This is a genomic window from Herbihabitans rhizosphaerae (assembly GCF_004216555.1).
Taxonomy (GTDB): Bacteria; Actinomycetota; Actinomycetes; order Mycobacteriales; family Pseudonocardiaceae; genus Herbihabitans; species Herbihabitans rhizosphaerae.
In genome coordinates, this window is record NZ_SGWQ01000020.1 from 1 (window position 1) to 23170 (window position 23170).

24 protein-coding genes and 1 rRNA gene are annotated in these 23170 nt (G+C 69.8%); 21 read left to right on the forward strand and 4 right to left on the reverse strand.

Annotated features, from left to right (window positions below; translation table 11 throughout):
• The 7 genes from rrf to EV193_RS32595 all read left to right on the forward strand — a co-directional run.
• Positions 1–88: ribosomal RNA gene (gene rrf / locus EV193_RS32565) — 5S ribosomal RNA — on the forward strand; the annotation flags it as partial.
• Between the two features lie 265 nt (positions 89–353).
• Positions 354–1778: a hypothetical protein gene (locus EV193_RS32570; RefSeq protein WP_130348821.1), complete on the forward strand. Its 1425-nt coding sequence runs from the start codon at positions 354–356 to the stop codon at positions 1776–1778.
• On the forward strand, positions 1721–2338 hold the full coding sequence (locus EV193_RS32575; RefSeq protein ID WP_130348822.1) for a tetratricopeptide repeat protein: 618 nt from the start codon (positions 1721–1723) through the stop codon (positions 2336–2338). The genes EV193_RS32570 and EV193_RS32575 overlap by 58 nt, the downstream gene beginning before the upstream one ends.
• Positions 2335–3324: an HAD-IIA family hydrolase gene (locus EV193_RS32580; RefSeq protein WP_130348823.1), complete on the forward strand. Its 990-nt coding sequence runs from the start codon at positions 2335–2337 to the stop codon at positions 3322–3324. Before EV193_RS32575 ends, EV193_RS32580 begins: the two co-directional genes overlap by 4 nt.
• On the forward strand, positions 3311–3532 hold the full coding sequence (locus EV193_RS32585; protein WP_130348824.1) for a hypothetical protein: 222 nt from the start codon (positions 3311–3313) through the stop codon (positions 3530–3532). Before EV193_RS32580 ends, EV193_RS32585 begins: the two co-directional genes overlap by 14 nt.
• A 2-nt stretch (positions 3533–3534) precedes the next feature.
• Positions 3535–4347, forward strand: a complete 813-nt coding sequence (locus tag EV193_RS32590; protein WP_130348825.1) for a TlyA family RNA methyltransferase — start codon at positions 3535–3537, stop codon at positions 4345–4347.
• A complete protein-coding gene (locus EV193_RS32595; protein WP_130348826.1) occupies positions 4344–5231 on the forward strand; it encodes an NAD kinase in 888 nt (295 codons plus the stop codon). The genes EV193_RS32590 and EV193_RS32595 overlap by 4 nt, the downstream gene beginning before the upstream one ends.
• Before the next feature lie 19 nt (positions 5232–5250).
• Here the strand turns inward: EV193_RS32595 and EV193_RS32600 are convergent, their stop codons facing one another.
• Complete coding sequence (locus tag EV193_RS32600; protein ID WP_130348827.1) at positions 5251–5610, reverse strand: hypothetical protein; 360 nt, start codon at positions 5608–5610, stop codon at positions 5251–5253.
• A gap of 175 nt (positions 5611–5785) precedes the next feature.
• Between EV193_RS32600 and recN the strand changes: the two genes are divergently transcribed.
• The 6 genes from recN to EV193_RS32630 all read left to right on the forward strand — a co-directional run bounded on the left by recN (position 5786) and on the right by EV193_RS32630 (position 11743).
• A complete protein-coding gene (gene recN / locus EV193_RS32605) occupies positions 5786–7558 on the forward strand; it encodes a DNA repair protein RecN (RefSeq protein ID WP_130348856.1) in 1773 nt (590 codons plus the stop codon).
• A complete protein-coding gene (locus EV193_RS32610; protein WP_130348828.1) occupies positions 7555–8358 on the forward strand; it encodes a hypothetical protein in 804 nt (267 codons plus the stop codon). Before recN ends, EV193_RS32610 begins: the two co-directional genes overlap by 4 nt.
• A gap of 61 nt (positions 8359–8419) precedes the next feature.
• Positions 8420–9601 (forward strand): putative cytokinetic ring protein SteA, encoded by a 1182-nt coding sequence (gene steA, locus EV193_RS32615; protein ID WP_130348829.1) that lies wholly within the window; start codon positions 8420–8422, stop codon positions 9599–9601.
• Positions 9598–10539 (forward strand): copper transporter, encoded by a 942-nt coding sequence (locus tag EV193_RS32620; RefSeq protein ID WP_130348830.1) that lies wholly within the window; start codon positions 9598–9600, stop codon positions 10537–10539. Before steA ends, EV193_RS32620 begins: the two co-directional genes overlap by 4 nt.
• A 113-nt stretch (positions 10540–10652) precedes the next feature.
• Positions 10653–11516, forward strand: a complete 864-nt coding sequence (locus EV193_RS32625; protein ID WP_130348831.1) for a helix-turn-helix domain-containing protein — start codon at positions 10653–10655, stop codon at positions 11514–11516.
• A 32-nt stretch (positions 11517–11548) separates the two neighbouring features.
• Positions 11549–11743 carry a DUF397 domain-containing protein gene (locus EV193_RS32630; RefSeq protein WP_130348832.1) on the forward strand — a complete coding sequence of 65 codons (195 nt, stop codon included), beginning with the start codon at positions 11549–11551 and terminating at the stop codon, positions 11741–11743.
• 58 nt (positions 11744–11801) lie between these two features.
• Here EV193_RS32630 and EV193_RS32635 read toward each other — a convergent pair whose 3' ends face one another.
• Genes EV193_RS32635 through EV193_RS32645 form a run of 3 tightly spaced genes read right to left on the reverse strand, consistent with a single transcriptional unit; the run spans position 11802 to position 13614 of the window.
• A complete protein-coding gene (locus EV193_RS32635) occupies positions 11802–12293 on the reverse strand; it encodes an anthrone oxygenase family protein (RefSeq protein WP_130348833.1) in 492 nt (163 codons plus the stop codon).
• Positions 12294–12295: 2 nt separating this feature from the next.
• A complete protein-coding gene (locus tag EV193_RS32640) occupies positions 12296–12778 on the reverse strand; it encodes an anthrone oxygenase family protein (RefSeq protein WP_130348834.1) in 483 nt (160 codons plus the stop codon).
• Positions 12778–13614, reverse strand: a complete 837-nt coding sequence (locus EV193_RS32645; protein ID WP_130348835.1) for an NAD(P)H-binding protein — start codon at positions 13612–13614, stop codon at positions 12778–12780. The genes EV193_RS32640 and EV193_RS32645 overlap by 1 nt, the downstream gene beginning before the upstream one ends.
• A gap of 81 nt (positions 13615–13695) precedes the next feature.
• Here EV193_RS32645 and EV193_RS32650 point away from each other — a divergent pair, with 81 nt between their 5' ends.
• From EV193_RS32650 to EV193_RS32685, 8 genes are all read left to right on the forward strand, one after another.
• Positions 13696–14640: an AraC family transcriptional regulator gene (locus EV193_RS32650; protein ID WP_130348836.1), complete on the forward strand. Its 945-nt coding sequence runs from the start codon at positions 13696–13698 to the stop codon at positions 14638–14640.
• 57 nt (positions 14641–14697) lie between these two features.
• Positions 14698–15255 carry a YbaB/EbfC family nucleoid-associated protein gene (locus EV193_RS32655; protein ID WP_130348837.1) on the forward strand — a complete coding sequence of 186 codons (558 nt, stop codon included), beginning with the start codon at positions 14698–14700 and terminating at the stop codon, positions 15253–15255.
• A 21-nt stretch (positions 15256–15276) separates the two neighbouring features.
• Positions 15277–15588, forward strand: a complete 312-nt coding sequence (locus EV193_RS32660; protein WP_130348838.1) for a type VII secretion target — start codon at positions 15277–15279, stop codon at positions 15586–15588.
• Positions 15588–16859, forward strand: coding sequence for a hypothetical protein (locus EV193_RS32665; RefSeq protein ID WP_130348839.1), 1272 nt, complete (start codon positions 15588–15590; stop codon positions 16857–16859). The genes EV193_RS32660 and EV193_RS32665 overlap by 1 nt, the downstream gene beginning before the upstream one ends.
• 24 nt (positions 16860–16883) lie before the next feature.
• Positions 16884–17186: a hypothetical protein gene (locus EV193_RS32670; RefSeq protein WP_130348840.1), complete on the forward strand. Its 303-nt coding sequence runs from the start codon at positions 16884–16886 to the stop codon at positions 17184–17186.
• Positions 17187–17330: 144 nt separating this feature from the next.
• Positions 17331–19031: a CTP synthase gene (locus EV193_RS32675; RefSeq protein ID WP_130348841.1), complete on the forward strand. Its 1701-nt coding sequence runs from the start codon at positions 17331–17333 to the stop codon at positions 19029–19031.
• Positions 19028–19651 carry an NUDIX domain-containing protein gene (locus EV193_RS32680; RefSeq protein ID WP_130348842.1) on the forward strand — a complete coding sequence of 208 codons (624 nt, stop codon included), beginning with the start codon at positions 19028–19030 and terminating at the stop codon, positions 19649–19651. The genes EV193_RS32675 and EV193_RS32680 overlap by 4 nt, the downstream gene beginning before the upstream one ends.
• A 101-nt stretch (positions 19652–19752) precedes the next feature.
• Positions 19753–23037, forward strand: coding sequence for a S8 family peptidase (locus EV193_RS32685; protein WP_130348843.1), 3285 nt, complete (start codon positions 19753–19755; stop codon positions 23035–23037).
• Positions 23038–23170: the final 133 nt, after the last annotated feature.

The following is a 23170-nucleotide window of genomic DNA, read 5'->3' on the forward strand; positions in this document are numbered from 1 at the left end:
CGGTCCCATCCCGAACCCGGAAGCTAAGCCCTCCAGCGCCGATGGTACTGCACTCGAGAGGGTGTGGGAGAGTAGGACACCGCCGGACTTCTTTTGTCGTTGAGGCCTGTTGGCTCCCCGAAAATCGGGTTGAGCCGACAGGCCTCAACGCTTTTCTGTGCCCGCTGGGCGCCGCGATTCGGTTCGCTGCGCGGCGGGCCGTAGACTGGCCAGGAACTACCTGGAACTACAGAGCGACCGACGGTTGACGCGCCGCAAGGGTGGCGGGGTGACCCGTATTTCGAGAGGGAACATGATGGCCGAGTTCGGGCGGCGCGAGGAGACCGGCGGGGACAACGCCGGCTCTGGGTCGGATGACGGAGCGGCGCGCCGTTCTGAGGCTCAGGGTGCGCCTGGGGGCCGCGGTCGCGGAAACGACCAGCGAGGCCGGTCGGGCGACCGGTGGCAGGGCCGCGGTGACCGGCGTGACGATCGCGGCGGCAAGCGATACGGCGACAAGGGCGAGCGATCCGGTGGTTACCGGGGTCGCCGCGACGACGACAATCGCTCGGGCGGCGACCGGCCGTACCGACGAGACACCCCCGGCGGCAGCGGGAGCCGTGACCAGCGCGAACGCCGCGACTACAGCGGAGGATCGGCCGACAACCGGGATCGCGGTCGGGACAACACGGGGTACCGCGGCCGGCGCGACGACGACGGCGACCGCGGGCGAAGCTCCGGTAGTCGCGACGGCGGCAACCGGGACCGGTCGGACCGGCGTGAGGGTGGCTATCGAGGCCGGCCCTCCGACAGCCGAGCTGGCACTGGTTACCGAGGTGGTTCCTCCTCGGACAGCCGCGCGGGTGGCAGCTACCGAGGTGGTTCCTCCGATAGCCGGAGCGGTGGCGGTTATCGCGGCGGTTCCTCTGACGGCCGAAGCGGCGGTAGCTATCGGGACCGGAAGTCTGACGATCGCAGCAGCAGTAGCAGCTATCGCGATCGGTCCTCGGATCGGCGTGAGGGCTACCGGAGCGGTTCTTCCGACAGCCGAACCGGCAGTGGTTACCGCGGCGGTTCCTCGGATCGGCGTGAAGGTGGCTACCGCGGTGGCTCGTCGGACAGCCGGAGTAGCGGTGGTTACCGCGGCGGGTCGTCCGATCGGCGTGAAGGTGGCTACCGCGGCGGTTCTTCCGACAGCAAGAGTGGCGGCGGTTACCGAGGTGGTTCCTCTGACGGCCGAAGTAGCGGTAGCTATCGGGACCGGAAATCTGACGATCGCAGCAGCAGTGGCAGCTACCGCGACCGATCATCCGATCGGCGTGAAGGCGGCTACCGAGGCAAGCCGTCGAGCAGCCGGGACGACCGCGGCGAGCGCCGTGGTGGTCGCCCAGACGGAGATCGGCCCGGTGGCTACCGGGGCAGCAAGCCCAGCGGTGACTCGAAGCGCAGCTGGTCCGACGACCGGCGTGGATCGGCCAAGGGAACGGATGATCGACCCGACCGGCGCCCCGATTCCGATCGGCCGCGCCGGGAGTGGAGCGACCGCAAACGTGACGACCGACCTGGCGGGGATCGCCGAGACCGGCCCGACCGGTCGCACGAACGCCGGGACCGCGACGACTTCCGGGACAAACGGCGCGACGGCGATGACGACCGTCGCCCCGCGGTCACCGGCCCAGACCTGCCCGAGGGCGCCGAGATCTCCGCGCTCGACCCGCAAGCCCGCCAGGAACTTCGCACGTTGTCCAAGTCCGTCGCCGACTCGGTCGGCGGGCACCTGGCCGCCATCGGCATGCTGATCGACACCGATCCGGCTGCGGCACTCGAACACGCGAGGTTCGCGCGGGCCAGGGCGTCACGCGTCTCGGTCGTGCGCGAGGCGGCCGGCATGGCGGCCTACCACGCCGGCGAGTACGCCGAGGCGCTGTCCGAGCTGCGCGCCGCCAAGCGGATGAACGCCAACGTCGCGCACCTCGCGGTGCTGGCCGACTGCGAGCGGGCGCTCGGACGGCCGGAGCGGGCGCTGGACCTGGCCAAGGAGGCGCCGGCCGATCTGGACGCCGAGGTAGCCGTCGAGCTGCGCATCGTCGCCGCGGGCGCACGCCGTGACATGGGCCAGCTCGACGCCGCCGTCGTGGGCCTGCAGGGTGACGATCTCGACGAAAAGCGCCGCGATCCGTGGAGCGCGCGACTGTTCTACGCCTACGCGGACAATCTGCTCGCCGCGGGCCGCAGCGACGAGGCGATCCACTGGTTCCTCACCGCCGCCGAGGCCGACGACGAGGAGGAGACCGACGCGGCCGATCGCGCGTTCGAACTCGGTGCGGCCCTGCAGAACCCGGAGGACAGCCCGACGTGACCTTGCTCGACCACTACGACGCGCTGCTGCTGGACCTCGACGGCACCGTCTACCGCGGCGCGGAGGCGGTGCCCGGCGCCTCGGAGGCCGTCGTGGCGGCGCACGAGCGCGGGATCGCCGTCCGGTTCGTCACCAACAACGCCTCGCGCGCACCCGAAGCCGTGGCCGAGTCGCTGCGGGCGATCGGCGTGCCGGCCGATCCGGGCGAGGTGAGCACGAGCGCCCAGGCCGGCGCCGCGCTGGCCGGTGAGAAGGTGCCACCCGGCTCCCGCGTCCTGGTGATCGGCAGCGAGGCGCTGGAACACGAGATCGTGGCCGCCGGGCTGGTCCCGGTCCGCGAGTTCGGCGACGGCGTGGCGGTCGTCGTGCAGGGCTTGTCGAAGGACACCGGCTGGCGCGACCTGGCGGAGGCGTGCCTCGCGGTCAAGGCCGGCGTGCTGTGGATCGCGTGCAATCTCGACCCGACGCTGCCGACTGAACGCGGTGAGGTGATCGGCAACGGCTCGATGGTGGCCGCCGTGCGCAACGCGACCGGCGAGAACCCGATCGTGGCGGGCAAGCCGGCCCGCCCGCTGATGGACATCGCGACCCGATCAGCGGGCGCGCGACGGCCGCTGGTGATCGGCGACCGGCTGGACACCGACATCGCCGGCGGGGTCGGCGCGGGTCTGGACTCGATGCTCGTGCTGTCCGGCGTCACCACGCCGTCCGACCTGCTGGCGGCCGGCGACGACGAGCGGCCGAGGTTCGTCGCGGACAGCATCGCCGGTGTGCACGGCGAGCTTGCCGACCTGGAGATCGGCCCGCGCGAGGACTGGCCGGTGATCGTCGAGAACGGCACCGGTCGCGTCGAGTGGCGGGGCAGTGGCACACCGGAGCCGCTCGACCTGCTCCGCGCCCTGGCCGCGCACGACGGCCCGGTTCGTGCGGGTGACGACACGACGAGGGCCACCCTGAAAATGCTGGGTGTCGGTGAAGTCGGATAGCGTGGTGGACGTGCAGCACGAGCCGGAGACACCGGACATGATCGCGCGGCCGGTCCCTGGGCCGCCGCCGTCGCCCACCGCCGCGATCGACGCGGCGCTCGAACGGCTCGACGGCCTGGACGACGTGCCGCTGCCCGAGCATGTCGCCCGTTTCGACGCCGCGCACGTCGCGCTCACCGACGCGCTGTCGAGCATCGACAAGGGCTAGCCGTGCCGAAGAGGGCGCGGCTCGACGCTGAGCTGGTCCGCCGAGGGCTCGCCAGATCACGGGATCACGCGCAGGCCCTGATCGCCGACGGCAAGGTGACCGTTCGCGGCATGGTCGCCACCAAGGCCGCGACCGCCGTGGACACCGATTCTCCTGTGCTGGTCAGGGAAACCGACGATCCGGGCTGGGCGTCGCGCGGCGCGCACAAGCTCCTCGGCGCGCTCGAGCGGTTCAAGCCTGAGGGGCTCGCCGTCGACGGGAAACGCTGTCTGGACGCCGGTGCCTCCACCGGCGGATTCACCGACGTGCTGCTGCGCGGGGGCGCGACCGAGGTGGTGGCCGTCGACGTCGGACGCGGTCAGCTCGACTGGCGGCTGCGCACCGACGAGCGGGTGCGCGTGCATGACCGCACCAACGTGCGGACTCTGACACCGGAGGACATCGGCGGCCGGGTCGACCTGGTGGTGGCCGACCTGTCGTTCATCTCGCTGCGGCTGGTGCTGCCGGCGCTCGCCGCGTGCGCCGACGAGCACGCCGATCTGCTGCCGATGGTGAAGCCGCAGTTCGAGGTGGGCAAGGAGCGGCTCGGCTCCGGCGGGGTGGTGCGCGAGCGGACGCTGCGCGCCGAGGTGGTGCTGCGCGTGCTGGACGCGGCCGGCGAGCTGGGCCTGGCCACGCGCGGTGTGGTGGCGAGCCCGCTGCCCGGGCCGGCGGGCAACGTGGAGTACTTCGCCTGGCTGCGCGCCGACGGGTCCGTTGATCATGATCGGGCCGAGCGGCTGGTCGAAGCGGCGGTGCTGGAGGGGCCCCAATGACAGATCGCGAAATCCTGCTCGTGGTGCACACCGGGCGGGAGGGCAACGTGAGCACGGCCGAGCAGGTGGCCGGCGCGTTCGCGGACGCGGGTGTGCGGGTGCGCGTGCTTCCCGACGAGGCGGCGCATCTCGATCCGACCTGCTACTCCTCGGTGGTCGGCATCGGCCCGGACGCGGCGGCCGGCGTCGAGCTGGTGTTCGTGCTCGGTGGGGACGGCACGCTGCTGCGCGCCGCGGAGCTGGCACGGCCGGCGCGGGTGCCGGTGCTCGGCGTGAACCTGGGCCGGGTCGGCTTCCTCGCGGAGGCCGATCCCGACGCGCTCGCGGAGACCGTGCAGCTCGTCGTCGACCGGCACTACGAGGTCGAGGAGCGGATGACCGTCGAGGTGACGGCGACGCACGGCGGCGAGGTGATGGCCGCGACCTGGGCGCTCAACGAGGCCAGCGTGGAGAAGAGCAGCCGGGAGCGCATCCTGGACGTGCGCATCGAGGTGGACGACCGCCCGGTGCAGTCGTTCGGCTGTGACGGCGTGCTGTGCGCGACGCCGACCGGCTCGACCGCGTACGCGTACTCCGCCGGCGGGCCGATCGTCTGGCCGGACGTGCAGGCGCTGCTGGTCGTGCCGAGCAACGCGCACGCCATGTTCTCCCGGCCGCTGGTGGTGTCACCCGATTCGGTGGTGGCGCTCGAAGTGGACCCGGCGGGTCACCCGGCTGTGCTGTGCTGCGACGGCAGGCGCACGTTCGAACTGCCGCCCGGCTCACGGGTGGAGGTGATCGGCGGCACCGTGCCGGTGCGGCTGGTGCGGCTGCGCGAGGGCCCGTTCACCGACCGGCTGGTGCGCAAGTTCGAGCTGCCCGTGCAGGGCTGGCGCAGCCGTTAAGCCGCGCCAGCCCTGAGGTTCACCGTGGTCGGCGGGCCAGCGTGCCGAGGTCGTCGCCGGTGATCACGCGGTACTCCTCGGCGGCCGGGTGCCCGTAGTCGGTCACCTGGATCCGCACCCGCTCGGGGCTCGCCTCCTGCAGCAGGCAGCTGTACCACTCGCCGCCGTCGCGGAACCACCACTTCTCGGCGAGCACCGCCAGGCCGACGGCCAGCACGTGCGCCTCGGCGTCGGCGTGCGAGGTCGGCGTGCCGAGCGGAGCGCCGAACACCGTGGTCGGCAGCCACTGGCCGTCGCACGGATGCACATAGCCCATCAGCTCGCCGTCATCGTGGCGGATGACCTCCTGCGGCCCTGGCGAACTCACTGTCGTGTTCATAGCGGCTACCTCCCTTCGTGTTCGTCGACCGGACGGGAAGACATGGTGCGGCCTCACCCCACGTGAGGTGCAACCGAATTCCACCCTTCTGTGGACGGACTCACAGGAAATCGGTGACGGCGTGCCTGTGGATAGGTTCACCCGCTGGTCGCTGTCACCCGCTAGGGTCGCGGTCGTGCTGGCCGAGATGCGCATCCAAGGCCTCGGCGTGATCGACGAGGCCACGCTCGAACCCCACTCCGGATTCACCGTCGTGACCGGGGAAACCGGTGCTGGCAAGACGATGGTGGTCACCGGGCTGCACCTGCTCTCCGGTGGGCGTTCGGACGCCTCCCGGGTGCGCAGTGGCGCGCCGAAAGCGACGGTGGAGGGCGTGTTCACCGACGTGGCGGGCCCTGGGGCCGCGGTCGCCACCGACGCCGGAGCCGACGTCGAGGAGGACGGCAGCCTGATCGCCCTGCGGTCGGTGACCGCGGACGGCCGATCACGCGCGCACCTAGGCGGGCGGTCGGTGCCGGTCGGCGTGCTGTCCGATCTGTCCGAGCACCTGATCGCGGTGCACGGTCAGAACGACCAACTGAAACTGCTGCGTCCGGCCGACCAGCGCGCGATGATCGACCGGTTCGCCGGCGAGGATCTGGCCGGCACGCTCACCGAGTACCGCCGCGTCCGCGAGGAATGGCTGTCGGTCAGCGAGGAGCTGATCGAGCGCACCAGTCGCGCCCGCGAGCTGGCCCGCGAGGCCGATCTGTTGCGGCACGGGCTGAACGAGATCGAGTCCGTCGACCCCAAGCCGGGGGAGGACGACGAACTGGTCACCGAGGCGAAGCGGCTGGCCGACGTCGATCAGCTTCGTGCGGCCGCCACCGGAGCCCAGCTCGCCACGTCCGGCTCACCCGACGGTGACCCGGATTCCCCTGGCGCGCTGGGGCTTCTGGGTGAGGCGCGCCGCCATCTGTCCAGTGTGGACGATCCGAAGCTGCGCGAGCTGGAGCCGAGGCTGGCCGAGATCGGCCTGCTGCTGGCCGACGTCGCCGGCGAGATCACGTCCTACGTGGACAATCTCGAGGCCGACCCGCAGCGGCTGGAGCAGGTGCTGGCCCGGCAGGCCCAGTTGAAGCAGCTCACCCGCAAGTACGCCGCCGACGTCGACGGTGTGCTCCAGTGGGCGAGTGACGCCGCCGCCAGGCTGGCCGGTCTGGACACCTCGGAGGAGGCGCTCGCCGCGCTGGCCGCCCGCCGTGACGAGCTGGCCGTCGAGGTGGCCGAGCACGCGAAAACCCTGACCGCGCAACGGATCGAGTCGGCGGAGGAGCTGTCCAAGGCGGTCAGCGAGGAGCTGGGCAGCCTGGCCATGGGGCAGGCCACGATCGACGTGACCGTGCGCCCGAAGCCGGCCGAGCGGGACGACAAGCTCGCGCTGACCGTCGACGGTGATCCGGTGCACGCCGGGCCGGACGGTGTCGACGAGGTGGAGATCAGGCTCCGCGCACACTCCGGCGCGCAGCCGCTGCCGATCCACAAGGCGGCATCGGGCGGCGAGTTGTCCCGTGTGATGCTGGCCATCGAGGTGGTGCTGGCGCACGCCGATCCGGTGCCGACGCTGGTGTTCGACGAGGTGGACGCCGGGGTCGGCGGCCGGGCCGCGGTGGAGATCGGCCGGCGGCTGGCCCGGCTCGCGCGCACCCATCAAGTGCTCGTGGTGACCCACCTCGCCCAGGTCGCGGCGTTCGCCGACCGGCACGTGATCGTGGACAAGAGCGAGGTGTTCACCCGCAGCTCGGTGCGCACCCTTGGCGACGACGACCGGGTGATCGAGCTGGCCAGGATGCTCGCCGGCATGGAGTCCACGCAGACCGGCCGGGCGCACGCCGAGGAGCTGCTTGCCTTGGCGGACAAGGACAAGCGGTGGGCGGAGGCGGGCAGCAAGAAGCGCCGCAAGAAGTGACCGAGCAGCATTTCAGTGCGGTCTACACCGCGCTGATGTCGAACGACGAGCCCGGCACGGTGTTGCGCGCGCACGTCGCCTCCTCGGCGGAGAAGCTGGCCGAGTTGGCGCCACTGAGGAAGCGCGGGCCTGCCGTGCTCGCACACTCCTACGAGATGAGCGCGCTGAGCAGGATCAGCGACTACCTGATCGAACTGGGCTACCCAAGCACGGAATTCCACACCGCGATCGGACTGACGCCGTTCGACCAGGCCGGCGCCTTCTCCTCGTTCCACCACGAGATCGCCGCCGTCGTACCGGATCCGGACGCGACACAGGTGACGGTGGAAGACGTGCTGTGGCCGGGCTTCTGGTTCGGTGACCTGCTGTTCGCGCGGGCTGGCGTTCGGGTGCGCGCGCCGGAAGAGCTGATCGATCCGACGGTCGCGTGCACCTCGACGCTGTACTTCACCTATCGCCGGCAGCCGCGCCGCACCAACCATCCCGCGCACGACTGGGGCTCGAATTCGCGCTGGACCATCGCGTTCGACCGGTTCTACTCCGACGACGAGGGGCTGCACTTCAACTGGGACGGTGAAATCGATCTCGGTGACGACCCGCCGGTGAACCCGCCCGACAAGCCGCCGCACCCTGACGGGCCGCTGGACCGTCGTCGCGAGTTGTTGGCGCACCGGTGCTTCGTGCGCGCGCCGATGCCGCCGGGGGAGGACGACTGGTACCCGTACGACGGACGGCTCAGCCTCACCTCCGCTGACTGGCCGTTACGGCCGGAGACGATCACTCACCCGAGGTGGTCATAAAGGCGCAGGCCATCGGCGTGGCGCACGGATAATCGACAGTCCATTTGTCACCATCAGCCACATGAAGCTCACCGGTCTGCTCGCCCGCAACCAGAACCAACCCGGCGTGTCCGGCGTTGCCAGGGTCGACCGGCGCACCGGCGACCTGCTGCGCAGGGTCGGCCGAGGCGACATCGTGGTGCTCGACCAGATCGACCTCGACCGTGCCACGGCCGACGCGCTGGTGAAGGCGGAAGTCGCCGCCGTGGTGAACGCGGCGCCGTCGATCTCCGGCAGGTTCCCCAACCTGGGGCCGGAAGTCCTTGTGGCAGCGGGGATTCCGCTGCTCGACGGCGTCGGCGCGGCCGCGCTCGGCAAGATCAAGGAAGGCAGCAAGCTCCGGCTGCACGACAACGCGGTGTACGTCGGCGACCGGGAGGTCGCCACCGGCGTCCTGCAGTCCGTCGAGTCGGTCGCCGATCAGATGATCGAGGCGAAGGCCGGAATGTCCGCGCAGCTCGAGGCGTTCTCGGCGAACACGATCGAGTTCCTGCGCCGCGAGCGGTCGCTGGTGCTCGACGGCGTCGGCGTGCCGGAACTGCGGGTGCCGATCAAGGATCGTCAGGTGCTCGTGATCGCACCCGGTCAGGATCACGCCGACGACCTCAAGCGACTCAAGAAGTACCTCGGTGAGCACCGCCCGGTGCTGATCGGCGTGAACTCCGCCGCCGACACGCTGCACAAGGCGGGCTACAAGCCGGACGTGATCGTCGGCGACCCGGACACCGTCGGTACCGACACGCTCAAGTGTGGCGCCGAGGTCGTGGTGCCGGCGCACGACGACGGGCACGCGCCCGGTCTGGAGCGCATCCAGGACCTCGGGATCGGTGCGGTGACCTTCCCCGCGACGGCCAACCCGGAGGATCTCGCGCTGCTGCTGGCCGACACGCACGGCGCGAATCTCGTTGTCACCGTTGGGTTCCAGGCCAGCCTGCGCGAATTCCTGGACCACGGGCGCTCGGGCTCCAACCCGTCCACTTTCCTCACCCGGCTCAAGCTCGGCGGCAAGGTCGTCGACGGCAAGGCGGTCGCCACACTGCACCGCGCACGGGTGTCGGTCGGCCTCGTCGTGCTGCTCGTAGTCGCCGCGCTGGTGGCGATCGCGGCGGCGCTGTTGTTCTCCGACGCCGGCGGCACCTACACCGACTGGATCGTCAACACCTGGAACTCGTTCACCTCGTGGGTCAAGGGGCTGTTCTCGTGATCTCGTTGCGGTACCACATCATCTCGATCGCCGCGGTGTTCCTCGCGCTCGCCATCGGCGTGGTGCTCGGCTCGACGGCGCTGTCCGGCAGCCTGCTGTCCGGGCTCACCAACGAGAAGGACGATCTGCGAACCCAGGTGACCAACCTGCAGAACGAGCGCAACGCGGCACAGGCCCGGCTCGCCGACGCGGACGGTTTCGCCACCGCGGTCGGTCCGATGGCGGTGCGCGGCCAGCTCGACAAGCGAACCGTCGCGATCGTCACCACGCACGACGCGCGGCCGGCCGACCGGGACGCGATCAAGAACCTGATCACCGCGTCCGGCGCGACCGTGACCGCCGAGGTGCAGCTCACCGACGCGTTCGGTGATCCGGCTCGGGCGGATCAGCTTCGCGACGTGGTCACCCGCCTGGTGCCGGCCGGTGCCCAACTGCCCACCGCGTCCGACCCCGGCACGCTCGCCGGCGGTCTGCTCGGCAGCCTGCTGCTGATCAACAAGGACACCAACAAGGCACAGTCCACAGTGGACGAAGCTGCCGCCGCGCTCGGCGGACTGACCGACGGCGGTTTCGTGAAGGCGGCGCCGTCACTGCGGCCGGCACAGTTGGCCGTGGTGCTCACCGGTGGTGCCAACGGCGGCAACGGAGCGGGGGACCGGGCGGCCACGATCGGGCGGTTCGCCACGCAACTCGACCGGGGCGGCGCTGGCACGATTCTCGCGGGCGGCACCGGGTCGGCCGACGGCACCGGCGCGATCGGCGTGGTCCGCGCGGACACCGCCGCCACCTCGATTCTGTCCACAGTGGACAACGTGCACTCGCCGGCCGGGCAGGTGGCCACCGTGCTCGGGCTGCGCGAGCAACTCGAAGGCCGCACCGGCCAGTACGGCGTCGGCGGCAACGCGACCGGGCCCGCGCCCGGCGCCGGCAACGAGTGACCGTTGTCCCGCTGACACCCGCTCCTTCGATGGGGTGATCTGTCCCTCCGCCTGCTCGATTCGTTGCCGCGCGGGCAATAGCGTCCACACCAGTATCTCTGGTGGGAGGCGTGATGACGGACCAGAACGAGGCGACAGCGTGGAGTAGAACGGTCGGCGCGGAATTGCGACGGTGGCGCGAGCGCGCCGGCTTCGGCGGGAGCGAGATCGCGCGTCGGCTGAGCTGGTCGCCGACCAAGGTGTCCAACATGGAGCGCGGTAAGAGGGGCGTATCCGAAGCGGACGCGTCCATGTACCTGGCGGTCTGCCGCGCGCCCGGCGTGGATATCGAGGACGTGCGCAAGTTCTTTAAGGCCACGGAGGGCTACTGGGTCCGGTCACACCCTGAGCAACTGTCCGACGAACTGCGTGGGCTGATCGCGATGGAGACCACCGCGACAGCGATTCATTCGTTGGAGTCGTTGGTACTGCCCGGTTTGCTGCAGACCGAGGACTACATCCGTGCCTTGATCACGGAAGGCGGATTCACACGGAAGGAGCGGATCGAGAAGCTCGTCCGTGCCCGCAAGGACAGGCAGGTGCTGTTCCGCAGGTATCAACCGCCGATGTTGTCGTTTTTTGTTCATGAGCGGGTTCTGTTCATGCCGGTAGGCGGAGCGACAACGATGAACGAGCAGCTCCTGCACCTGGTCCTCACGTCCTCTCAGCCGAACGTATCGATCAGGATCGTGCCTGCGAAGGTGAGCGTCATGGCCGATTCCGCCGGCCCTTTCACACTGCAGGACTACTCGTTGCCACGATCCCTCGTGTACGTGGAGTCGCTCACAGCGAGCCTGTTCATAGACAACAAGCGAGCCGTAGCTGAGCATCGGAACGCATTGCAGAGGCTTGACTCGGTGGCGTTGGATCGGGACGAATCGCGGTCGTGGCTCGCCGATTTGGCGAACGAGTACGACCGCCAGCGAGAGGAACCCTGATGTTCGTCCGGTGAAGGTGGCGACACGCGTGCGTGGAGCTGGCAGTTGTCCCCGGGACAATCGTCGTGCGGGACTCCAAGAACACGACGGGCTCGCTGCTGGTTTTCGGTGATCACCAGTTCCGGCGCTTCTTGCGGCTCCGCATCACCTGGCCAAGCTGCTGCCCCGGGGGCCACCACACCTCCTCCCCATACGTCGACCCTATCCGGGAAATCGGGGTGCTGTAAGGCGTTGCGCGTCAGCTGTGGATAGCCCGGATCATGTGGATAAGTCGTGCGCCGAGCTTCAGGTGCGGCCCCGCTGGAGCACGGCGAGCACCAGACTGACGAACGCCCCAGTGCACGTCACGGTTCTCACCGTGTGCCAACGGATCCATGTGTTCTCGAAGCGCTCCCGCACGGCACGCAGATCACCGATCTGATCGATAGGCCCCGCGTTGGCCAGCTCGTCGTTGAGCGGGATGTTCACCCCACCGGTGATCCCGATCGACGCGAGGTAGAGCACCAGCGCCACGATCGTCCACACCAGCACCGGCCCCCGCCCGGGGATCGCCAGCAGGAGCGCGCCGACGGTCAGCACGATCGCGCCGACGAACGCGGCCAGGAACACCGGGTTGACGATCGCCAGATTGGTGCGCTGCATCGTCTCCACGAACGTCCGGTCCGACGCACCCCGCAGCCCCGGCATGAACGACACCGCGTAGGCGAACATCAGCCCGGCGATCAGGCCGGTAGTGACAGTCGCGGCGATCAGCACCGCGTCACGAACGAGATCCATTGTCACACCACCAGAGCGATAGCGAGGGCGAGGAACGCGCCGACCGAGGTGTACGTGCGGATGATGTTGTACCGCACCCAGCGAGCCTCGAAACGTTGGCGCACAAGGGAGACGTCGGCGATCTTGTCGATCGGACCGGCCGCGTCCAGCTCGTTGTTGAGCGGCACGTTGACCTTGTTGGTGATGCCGACGGTGGCCAGGTAGAGCACGGCCCCCACGATCGCGAGCACGATGCGGGCCATGCCGCCGTCGATGATCACCAGCACGGCCGCCGCCAGGTCGAGCAACATCGCGCCCATGAACGTGGCCAGGAACAGCGGGTTCAAGATCGCCACGTTGATCTGCTGCATGCCCTCCACGAACGTGCGGTCCGACGATCGCTGCAGTCCGGGCAGCCCGGAGTTCGAGTAGGTGAAGAACAGTCCGGCGATCAAACCGGTCGTGACGGTTGCGGCGATCAGGACCACGTTGGTCAACGTTGACATCACGACTCCGATCTCTGGGGCGACCACACACCGGTGGCCGCCGCTGCCCGCGCGTAGGCGGAGAAGTCGGTCGCTTTGCGGCCGAGCACGCGCTCGATGTCATCCGACACCGAAGCGTTGCGCCCGTCCAGCACCGTGTCGAACAAGTAACCGATCAACCAGACCACCTCGGCAGGCTCGCCGGCCTCGGCGAGTGCCCCGGTCAGCGCCTCGGTGGGGATCCTGGTGAACTCGATCGGCCGTCCGGCCGCCGCCGACAGTTCCGCCGCGACCTCGGTGAACGTGAGCATCCGGGGGCCGGTCAGCTCGTAGGTACGGCCAACGTGATCGTCGGTGATCATCGCCTGGACCGCCACGTCGGCGATGTCGTCGGCATCGGTGAACGGCTCCGGCGTGTTCGGCGCGGGCAGTGCGAGCACGCCGTCGAGGACACCGGGGAGCAGGTAGCCCTCGTCGAAATTCTGGTTCATCCAACTGGAGCGGAGCACCGTCCACTCCAGACCGGACGAGCGCACGACGTCCTCGCAGACCCGCGCCTCCTCCTCGCCGCGCCCGGACAGCATCACGATCCGCCGCACGCCGGCCGCCGCCGCGGCATCGGAGAACGCCTGGATCACCTGCGACGTACCGGGAATCGCGACATCGGGGTGGTAGGTCAGGTACACGCGGTCCACATCGGACAGTACGGCGTCCCAACTGGACTGGTCCTGCCAGTCGAAGGGCGGCTCACCGGAACGGGAACCCACCCGCACCGCGAGCGAGCGCTCGCGGAGCCGGTCGACGACGCGACGCCCGGTCTTGCCGGTGCCGCCGATCACGAGGTGTTGTGTGGTCATGGCACTAATGAAATGCCAGCACGGCGAGACAGAACATCGTTGAAAGGCTCTCTGACATACGTGTGCGTCTACGATGTCGGCATGGACGCGCTCGCCGGTCTGCTCGAAGGCCCCCGCGCTCGGGGAGCCTGGCTGCTGCGGATGATCCTCGACCCGCCGTGGGCGGTGCGAATCGAGGACCGCGCCCCGCTCACCCTGGTCACCATGATGCGCGGCGAATCATGGGCGACGCTTCCCGGCCGCGAGCCGGTGCGGCTGCGGGTCGGGGACGTGGCGTTGTTCCGCGGGCCGGATCCGTACGTGGTCGGCGACGATCCCGCCACGGCACCGGTCGGCGTCGTGCGTACCGACGGGCTGCTCTACGACTTCGACGGCCGCCAGTTGTGCGACGACATGGCGCTCGGCGTGCGCACCTGGGGCACCAGTCCGGACGGCGCCTCGGCCATGCACATCGGCACCTACCAGATGCGCGGCGAGATCAGCCGGCGTCTGCTCGACGCGCTGCCGCCGCTGGCGGTCGTGTCCGGCGAGGAGTCCGACCGGCCGCTGGTACGGCTGCTCGGTGAGGAGATCGTGCGGGACGAGCCGGGGCAGGCGGTGTTCCTCGACCGGCTGCTGGACCTGACCTTGATCGACACGTTGCGGGCGTGGTTCGCGCTGCCGCAGGCCGACGCGCCGGCGTGGTACCGGGCGAACTCCGATCCGATCGTCGGGGCCGCGCTTCGCTTGCTGCACAACGATCCCGCACACCAGTGGACCGTCGCCACGCTGGCAGCGGCGGTCGGCGTGTCCCGGGCGGCGCTGGCACGCAGGTTCACCGATCTGGTCGGCGAGCCGCCGATGGCCTACCTCACCGGGTGGCGGCTGGCGCTGGCCGCCGACATGCTGACCGAGCCGGACGCCACGGTCGGCTCGGTGGCGCGCAAGGTCGGCTACGGCACCCCGTTCGCGCTGAGCACCGCGTTCAAGCGGGTGCGCGGGGTGAGCCCGCGCGAGCACCGGGACGCTCTGTCCACTGTGGACTGAGACGGCCACTTGCGCGCGCCCGTAAAGTTGGAGTCTCGTGACCGATGGGGGTGTGCGATGACGCAGGGACTGCCCGACGACCTGTTCGCCGGCGACCCGGACGCGATCGAGCGCGGGCTCGACGAGTGGGTGGCCGGATTCGAGCGCAACGCGGCCCGATACACCGAGCTGGCCGAGCGGGTCCAGGACGTGCGGCTGACCGCCACCAGCGCGGACGGCTCGGTCACCGTCACCGTGGACGCCAACGGAGTGCTCAAGGACGCCCAGTTCTCCGACAAGATCAGCCACACGCCGCCGGCCGAGCTGAGCCGGCAGCTGCTCGGCGCGATCGACAAGGCGAAGGCCGGCATCGCCGCCACGGTGCGCGAAGTGGCCACCGAGACGCTCGGCGAGGACGCGCGGGACAGTGCCGACCGGATCGTCGGGCACTACCAGGAGCGCTTCGCCGACGTGCCCGAACCCGACCAGACGCCGGCCGCCGCCGACGAGGAGCTGTCGATCGGCCGTTTGGCGGACGAGCCCTCCGGCCGCCCGCCGAGGCGGGAACCGCCACCGCGCCGCCGGCGTCCACCTGAGGACGACGAGGACTTCGGCGCCGACTCGTTCTTACGCTGATCGCGTGACTGGGGGAGAGCCATGGCAGACGGGTACGACGTCACCGCCGGCGAGCTGAACTCGCACGCCACGAAAGTCGACGGGCACGGCAAGACGATCGGGCAGGCCGTGGACGCGGCGAACCAGGCCATGCCGGACAACGCGTACGGGATCATCTGCCAGTTCCTGCCGCCGGTGATCAACCCGATCGAGCAGGAGGCGCACAAGGCGCTGAAGGCCAGTGACGGCGGGCTGTCCGAGATCGCCAAGAACCTGCGCCTCACCGCCGAGGGCTACCAGCGAAACGACGAGGCGAAGAAGAACACCTTCGACCGGCTCTACGGGAACCGCTGATGGACGGCGAGAACCCGTTAGTCGCGAAGGAGAAGGACTCCACCACCTGGTACACCGGGATCGGCATCGCGGAATCGGTCGACGACCTGGTGCAGGGCATCAAGAGCGGCAACTGGATCGACATCGGCCTCGGCGCGCTCACCACCGGCCTGGAGGCGCTGTCGATCTACATGGACCCGATCGGGTCGGTCGCCTCCAACCTGATCTCGTTCATCATCGAGCACTTCGGCCCGCTGCAGGACGCGCTGGACAAGCTGGCCGGCAACGCGGACGCGGTCGCGGCACACGCGCAGACCTGGAAGAACATCTCCAAGGCGGTGGCACAGGCCAAGGCCGACTACGAGCGTGAGGCCAAGGCGGACACCGCCGGGTGGAAGGGTGCCGCGGCCGACGCGTACCGCAGGCGCGCCGCCGACACCGCCGCGCTGATGGACGCGGGCGCCAAGGCCGCCGACGGGCTGGGCAGTGCGGTGGAGATGGCCGGCATGGTGGTCGGCGTCGTCCGGGAGACCGTGCGCGACCTGATCGCCGACCTGGTCGGGCGCGGCATCGTGTGGGCGGCCGAGGCGCTGACGGTCGTCGGCGCGCCGCTCGCGGCGAAGCAGGCGGCGGTCGCCGCGGCCAAGTGGGCGGCCAGGATCGCGCAGATCATCAAGAAGCTGATCCGCACGTTGCAGAACCTGATTCCCTTGCTGCGCAAGCTGAAGAAGCTCTTCGAGGACATCCGCAAGAAGATGGACGAGCTGTTCGGCGGTGGCGGCGACAAGCCTCCGCCGAAGGACAGGGACGGCGACGGTATCCCGGACGAGGATCCGTTCGACAACCTCCCACCGCACGAGCGGGATGCGTTGATCAACCAGCTCATCCGGGACAGCAACCCGGATTTCCCGCTGACCCGCGCGAACGCGGAGGCGATGCTCCGCGGCGGCCCGCCCGGCACGACGCCAACGGTGGCCGGACCCGGCGGTGAGGGCGGCGACATCCAGTTCAAGAACGAGCGGGGGGAAGTGGTCGAGCGCCGCGAGGCCAAGGCGACGGACGGCACCTTCAACACTTTCGACACGCACCTGAGGAAGGCGACCGGCCAGATCCAGAACAAGGGGGAGGTGTGGTTCCAGGTTCCGGACGGCGCCACACCCGATCAGTGGCTCGCGCGCTGGCAGGGCCGCCGCACGGATGAACAACTGGGCAAGTATGCCGATGTCGACGTGGTCTTCAGGGATGCCAGCGGCCGGGAGATCGGTCGATACAATCTTGGGCAGCGGCGCTGACGACGTGAGCGAGGGGCAATTTCGATGAGTGTGTACGCGTACCTGGTGTGTGACAAGAACAAGCGGTTCATGTATCTCGGCAAGCCGGTGCGCGACGAGGACGACTCGATCAATCGGTTCAGTGCGGGCCCCGGGAGCAACTCCGCGAACGTCGAGCTCACCAAGTCCCTGTGGAAGTTCCTGGCGGACAACGCCGATGGCACTTTCCGGGTCGTGTACGACCACGGGCGCGAATTCGACATGATCACCGAGAACTACGTCGAAATCGGAAATGACGCCATCGGTGCCATCGATTTTCCGGACTATATCCGGGATTGGCACGGCTGACGGAATACGAATGGTCCAACCGCGGGGCCGACGCGCCGCGCTGGTGATCACTCCCTGACACCGGCCGGTTTCAGCAGGTCAGGTCGGCTCGCTTGGCGGCCTGTCGCGCGCCGGGCGGGGAGTCGGGTGTTACTGTGAAACCCCGTGCAGCACGTACGGATTACCAAGCACGTATTCGTCACCGGCGGCGTCGCCTCCTCTCTTGGCAAGGGCCTCACCGCGTCCAGCCTCGGTCAGCTCCTCACGGCACGCGGGCTCCGCGTGACGATGCAGAAGCTCGACCCCTACCTGAACGTCGACCCCGGGACGATGAACCCGTTCCAGCACGGCGAGGTCTTCGTCACCGACGACGGTGCTGAGACCGACCTGGACATCGGGCACTACGAGCGGTTCCTCGACCGCGACCTGGTCGGCACCGCGAACGTCACCACCGGACAGGTGTACTCCGAGGTGATCGCCAAGGAGCGCCGCGGCGAGTACCTCGGCGACACCGTGCAGGTGATCCCGCACATCACCGACGAGATCAAGACCCGCATCCGCGCGATGGCCGAACCGGACGGCGGGCCCGCCCCGGACGTGGTGATCACCGAGGTCGGCGGCACGGTCGGCGACATCGAGTCGCTGCCGTTCCTGGAGGCGTGCCGCCAGGTCCGGCACGACGTCGGCCGGGACAACTGCTTCTTCCTGCACGTCTCGCTGGTGCCGTACCTGGCACCCTCCGGCGAGTTGAAGACCAAGCCCACCCAGCACTCCGTGGCCGCGCTGCGCAACATCGGCATCCAGCCGGACGCGATCGTGTGCCGCGCCGACCGGGAGATCCCGGACGGTCTCAAGCGCAAGATCGCGCTCATGTGCGACGTGGACACCGAGGCGGTCGTGGCCGCGCCGGACGCGCCGTCGATCTACGACATTCCCAAGGTGCTGCACGGCGAGGGTCTCGACGCGTACGTGGTGCGCCGCCTCGGTCTGCCGTTCCGCGACGTGGACTGGACCGTGTGGGGCGACCTGCTCGACCGGGTGCACAGTCCTCGGGAGACCGTGCGCATCGCGCTGGTGGGCAAGTACGTCGACCTGCCGGACGCGTACCTGTCGGTCACCGAAGCCTTGCGCGCCGGCGGGTTCGCGCACCGCGCGCGGGTGGAGATCGTGTGGGTCGCCTCCGACACCTGTGAGACCCCGCAGGGCGCGGCGGCGATGCTGTCCGGAGTGGACGGTGTGCTGATCCCCGGCGGCTTCGGCGTGCGCGGCATCGAGGGCAAGATCGGCGCGATCACCTACGCGCGCACGCACGGCATCCCGGTACTAGGCCTGTGCCTCGGCCTGCAGTGCATGGTGATCGAGACCGCGCGGGCACTGGCCGGTATCGAGGGCGCCGACTCCTCGGAGTTCGACCAGGACACCAAGCACCCGGTGATCAGCACGATGGCCGATCAGGAGGACGTCGTCGCGGGCGAGCGGGACATGGGCGGCACCATGCGGCTCGGCGCGTACCCGGCGAAGCTCAAGTCGGGCTCGATCGTCGCGAAGGCTTACCAGGCAACGGAAGTCTCCGAGCGGCACCGCCATCGCTACGAGGTGAACAACTCCTACCGCGAGCGGCTGACCAGGGCCGGCGTGACCTTCTCCGGCACCTCGCCGGACGGTCGGCTGGTCGAATTCGTGGAGCTGCCGACCAAGACGCACCCGTTCTTCGTCGGCACCCAGGCACACCCCGAGTTGAAGAGCCGTCCGACCCGCCCGCACCCGCTGTTCGCCGGCTTCGTGCGCGCCGCGATGGCCTACCGCGCGGCTGAGCGGCTGCCGGTCGAGATGCCCGACGGCCTGACCAGCGGGGCGCGCGCATGACCGATGAGCGGCACGAGTTCCGCGTTGTGTCCACAAAGGACGTCCACATTGGACGGGTGGTCGGGCTGCGGCTGGACCAGGTCGCCATGCCCGGCGGTGGCACCGCGGCGCGCGAGGTGGTTGAACACCTCGGCGCGGTCGCCGTGGTCGCGCTGGACGAGCAGGACAACGTGACGCTGATCCACCAGTACCGCCACCCGATCGGCCACCGGCTGTGGGAGCTGCCGGCCGGGCTGATCGATCACGCGGGGGAGGACCCGGTCGCCACGGCGGCGCGCGAGCTGGTGGAGGAGGTCGGGCTGGAGGCTCGGGAGTTCCGGACCCTGGTCGACGTGGCCGCCTCACCCGGCTTCACCGACGAGGTGGTGCGGGTCTACCTGGGTACCGGACTGTCCACTGTGGACCGTGAGATGCTCGGCGACGAGGAGGCCGATCTGGTGATCCGGCGCTTCCCGCTGGACGAGGCGGTCGACATGGCGCTGCGCGGGGAGATCGTGAACGGCTCGACCGTCGCCGGACTGCTTGCCACACAAGCGATCCGGCGGGACGGGCGCACGCCACGGCCGGCCGACGCGCCGTGGCGGGACCGACCGACGAGGTTCGCCGCCCGCCGGTCCTGACGGCTGGATGCAACAAATTCCCCGATTCCGGCAACTAGTGGTGTGAAAGCCCCTAACGTTGATGACGTGGGGTACGGGGCCACCACTAGGAGAGGGGATCGATGCATCATCGCAACAGGGGTCGATCGCGCGCGGCCAGGTTCGGCCTGGCCGGGCTCGCGGTCGCGGCGGTGACTACCGCGGTCGTCATACCCGTCGTGTCGGACGGGACCGCCGAGGCGGCGCCCGCGCCGGCCGTCGGCCAGATGTCGGCGCCGGCGCGTTCGGTCACGTTGATCACGGGTGATCGGGTGCTGGTCGCCGGGCGTGATCAGGTCCGGGTGCACGCCGCGCCGGGCCGGGAGGCGGTCGGATTCCACCAGCAGGTCGAACCGGACGGCGACGTCCACGTGATCCCGTTGGACGCCATGCCGCTGGTGTCGGCCGGCCGGCTGGATCGCAGGTTGTTCGACGTGACTGGGTTGATCGAGGCCGGCTATGACGACTCGGCGCGTCAGGACATCCCGGTGATCGTGAGCTATCCGGCGGGTGCGCCGAGGGCTGTGCGCGCGGAGGGCGCACGGACCGAGCGCGAGCTGCCGAGCATCAACGCCACCGCGCTGCGTGTGGGGAAGACGGGTACGGCCTTCTGGAACGCGAGCACGCGCGGCGCGGCGCAGCGGATCTCGCTGGACGGCCGCGTGCGCGCGACTCTGGACCACAGTGTCCCGCAGATCGGTGCGCCGGAGGCGTGGAATGCCGGTCATACCGGCAAGGGCGCCACGGTCGCGGTGCTGGACACGGGAATCGACGCGACGCACCCGGATCTCGCGGACGCCGTGGTGGAGGCGAAGGACTTTTCCGGGTCGCCGTCTGGTGCCGACGACAAGCAGGGCCACGGCACGCACGTGGCGTCCACGGTCACCGGTAGCGGTGTGGCCGAGGGCGGTAAGCGGGTCGGGGTGGCGCCGGACGCTCGGCTGCTGGTGGGCAAGGTGCTTGATGATCGCGGTAGCGGCTCCGAGTCGGGGATCATCGCGGGGATGGAGTGGGCGGCGGGCAAGGGCGCTCGTGTGATCAACATGAGCCTGGGCAGCTCGCAGGCGTCTGACGGCACCGACTCGATGTCGCAGGCCGTGAACCGGCTGACCGAGCAGACCGGTGCGCTCTTCGTCGTGGCGGCGGGGAACTCCGGCTCCGCTCGGCCGATGGGCAGTCCGGCCGCCGCGGACGCGGCGCTCACCGTCGGTGCGGTCGATGGGCAGGACAAACTGGCGCGGTTCTCCAGTCAGGGGCCACGCCACGGTGACGCGGCGATCAAGCCGGACATCACCGCACCGGGTGTGGACATCGTCGCGGCGAGGGCGAAGGACGCACAGATCGGCGAGCCGGTCGGCGACAAGTACGTGAAGTTGTCCGGCACCTCGATGGCAACCCCGCACATCGCCGGCGCGGCGGCCATTCTCGCCGCGCAGCACCCGGACTGGAAGCCGGACCGGATCAAGGCCGCGCTGATGGCGAGCGCCAAGCCGAACGCGGAGGCGACGGTGTTCCAGCAGGGCGCCGGCCGGGTGGACGTCGCGCGGGCGCACACGCAGACCGTCGCGGCGAGTCCGGGCAGCGTGTCACTCGGCCGGGCGCGGTGGCCGCACGATGACGACAAGCCGGTCGCGAAACCGTTGACGTACAACAATTTCGGGCCGCAGCCGATTACCGTGACGCTCACCGCCGAGGTCCGCGACCCGGCCGGCAACCCCGCGCCGGAAAGCATGTTCACCGTCGAGCCGCGCACGCTCACGATCCCGGCCGGAGGGCAGGCCGGCGCGACGGTCACGGCGAACACCGCGGTGGCCGGACCGGACGGCGTGTACTCCGGGCAGGTCGTGGCCACCGGAGGGCCGGCCGAGTTGCGCACGCCGGTAGCGGTGGACCGCGAGGTGGAGAGCTACGACGTCAAGATCAGCGTGATCGGATCCGACGGCACACCACGGCCCGGATACTCGATGTGGCTGTTCGACGTGGACCGGATGTCCAGCGTCCGGCCGCACGACCCGTCCGGCACGGTGACCGCTCGGGTGCCCAAGGGCAGGTACTTCGCCCATCTGATCTTCGTTGCCGGGAACGGTCCCGACGCCAAGCTGATCCAAGCGGCGGAGCCGGAGATCGTGGTCGACCGGAACCTGGAGCTGACTTTCGACGCGCGGCAGGGCAAGCCCGTCGGGTTCCAGGTGGACAAGCCCGAGGCGAAGGCCGGAATGGCTGTGCTCACCAGCCGGCGGCAGGCCGCGAAGGGTTCCGCCAACGCGATCCTGACCAGCCGGCAGCTCGACGGTGTGGCCATTCTGCCGTCGAAAACCGTTGTGCCGCAGGACAAGTTCGAGTTCAGCGCGGAGGGTCGGCTGGCCCAGCCGGCCGCCGACGGGACGTTCACCGGCAGCCCCTACCTGTACAACCTCCGGTGGTCGCACGGCGGGCAGGTGCCGCAGGATCTCGTGCGGCGGTTCCGGGACGCCGACCTGGCGCGGGTTCGCTCGGAGTACGCCGCGCAGGCGCCGGGCAGGGTTGGTGTCCGGGAAGCCGTGATCGCCACGCCGCTGCCGTTCGGGCTGGACGAGTTCTACGCGACCGATCAGCCGATCTACGACCAGTTCTACGAGGAGGCGGCGCCGGGGCAGCGGTCGGCCACCGTGCTGCTGACCCCGCCGAGGACGTACCGCAAGGGTGAGACGCGCACCGAGCGGTGGAACGCGGCGGTGTTCGGCCCCGCGTTCGCGAGCACCGCCGGGTCGAGGCTCCGTGACCGGATCGGAGTGTCGGTTCCGCTCTACTCGGACCAGGCGCCGGACCACGAGTCGATCGTGTTCTCGGGGGCGGACGGGATCACCGGCCGCACCACGTTGTTGCGGGACGGCACGCCGATCGGCGAGGTGGCGGAACCGGGTGGCGGCCAGTTCACCCTGCCGCCGGACGACGGGCGGTACCTGCTGCGCACCGAGGCGGTGCGCAAGGACGGCTCGCCGCTGTCCACGAAGATCACCGCCGAGTGGGGTTTCCAGTCGTCTCATGTGGACGGTGAGCAGCCGAAACCGTTGCCACTGCTGGCGGTTCGCCTCGCACCGCCGGTGGACGCCACCAACACCGCACCGGCCGGACAACGGTTCACCATCCCGGTGTACGTGCAGCGCAACGGCTCGCCGCCGGGCCGTGTGGAGCCGCCGAACGTGCGGGTGTCCTATGACGGCGGGGCGACTTGGCGGCCGGTGCCGATCAGCCCTGACGGTGATCGCTGGACCATCGCGCTGGACCACCCGGCGGACGCCAAATCGGTGTCGATCGCGGCCGGCACGAGGGATTCGGACGGCAACACGGTCGACCACACGATCATGGACGCCTACCGGTTGAAGTGATCAACCGCGGGCGTCTGCTCGGCGGCCGAGCAGACGCCCGCGGTCCCGTGTCGAAGTCGAGCGGTGCACCGATGCCGATCTCCACGGCGACGAGGGCGATCAACGCCACGATCACGAGCGTCCGCGGCGGGTT

What these genes read in the sequence shown, in the direction of transcription:
- EV193_RS32570 (WP_130348821.1), top strand. Translation starts at nt 354, where the DNA reads ATGACGGAGCGGCGCGCCGTTCTGAGGCTCAGGGTGCGCCTGGGGGCC.
- EV193_RS32595 (WP_130348826.1), top strand. Translation starts at nt 4,344, where the DNA reads ATGACAGATCGCGAAATCCTGCTCGTGGTGCACACCGGGCGGGAGGGC.
- EV193_RS32600 (WP_130348827.1), bottom strand. Translation starts at nt 5,610, where the DNA reads ATGAACACGACAGTGAGTTCGCCAGGGCCGCAGGAGGTCATCCGCCAC.
- steA (WP_130348829.1), top strand. Translation starts at nt 8,420, where the DNA reads ATGAAGCTCACCGGTCTGCTCGCCCGCAACCAGAACCAACCCGGCGTG.
- EV193_RS32625 (WP_130348831.1), top strand. Translation starts at nt 10,653, where the DNA reads ATGACGGACCAGAACGAGGCGACAGCGTGGAGTAGAACGGTCGGCGCG.
- EV193_RS32635 (WP_130348833.1), bottom strand. Translation starts at nt 12,293, where the DNA reads ATGGATCTCGTTCGTGACGCGGTGCTGATCGCCGCGACTGTCACTACC.
- EV193_RS32640 (WP_130348834.1), bottom strand. Translation starts at nt 12,778, where the DNA reads ATGTCAACGTTGACCAACGTGGTCCTGATCGCCGCAACCGTCACGACC.
- EV193_RS32645 (WP_130348835.1), bottom strand. Translation starts at nt 13,614, where the DNA reads ATGACCACACAACACCTCGTGATCGGCGGCACCGGCAAGACCGGGCGT.
- EV193_RS32650 (WP_130348836.1), top strand. Translation starts at nt 13,696, where the DNA reads ATGGACGCGCTCGCCGGTCTGCTCGAAGGCCCCCGCGCTCGGGGAGCC.
- EV193_RS32655 (WP_130348837.1), top strand. Translation starts at nt 14,698, where the DNA reads ATGACGCAGGGACTGCCCGACGACCTGTTCGCCGGCGACCCGGACGCG.
- EV193_RS32660 (WP_130348838.1), top strand. Translation starts at nt 15,277, where the DNA reads ATGGCAGACGGGTACGACGTCACCGCCGGCGAGCTGAACTCGCACGCC.
- EV193_RS32665 (WP_130348839.1), top strand. Translation starts at nt 15,588, where the DNA reads ATGGACGGCGAGAACCCGTTAGTCGCGAAGGAGAAGGACTCCACCACC.
- EV193_RS32670 (WP_130348840.1), top strand. Translation starts at nt 16,884, where the DNA reads ATGAGTGTGTACGCGTACCTGGTGTGTGACAAGAACAAGCGGTTCATG.
- EV193_RS32680 (WP_130348842.1), top strand. Translation starts at nt 19,028, where the DNA reads ATGACCGATGAGCGGCACGAGTTCCGCGTTGTGTCCACAAAGGACGTC.
- EV193_RS32685 (WP_130348843.1), top strand. Translation starts at nt 19,753, where the DNA reads ATGCATCATCGCAACAGGGGTCGATCGCGCGCGGCCAGGTTCGGCCTG.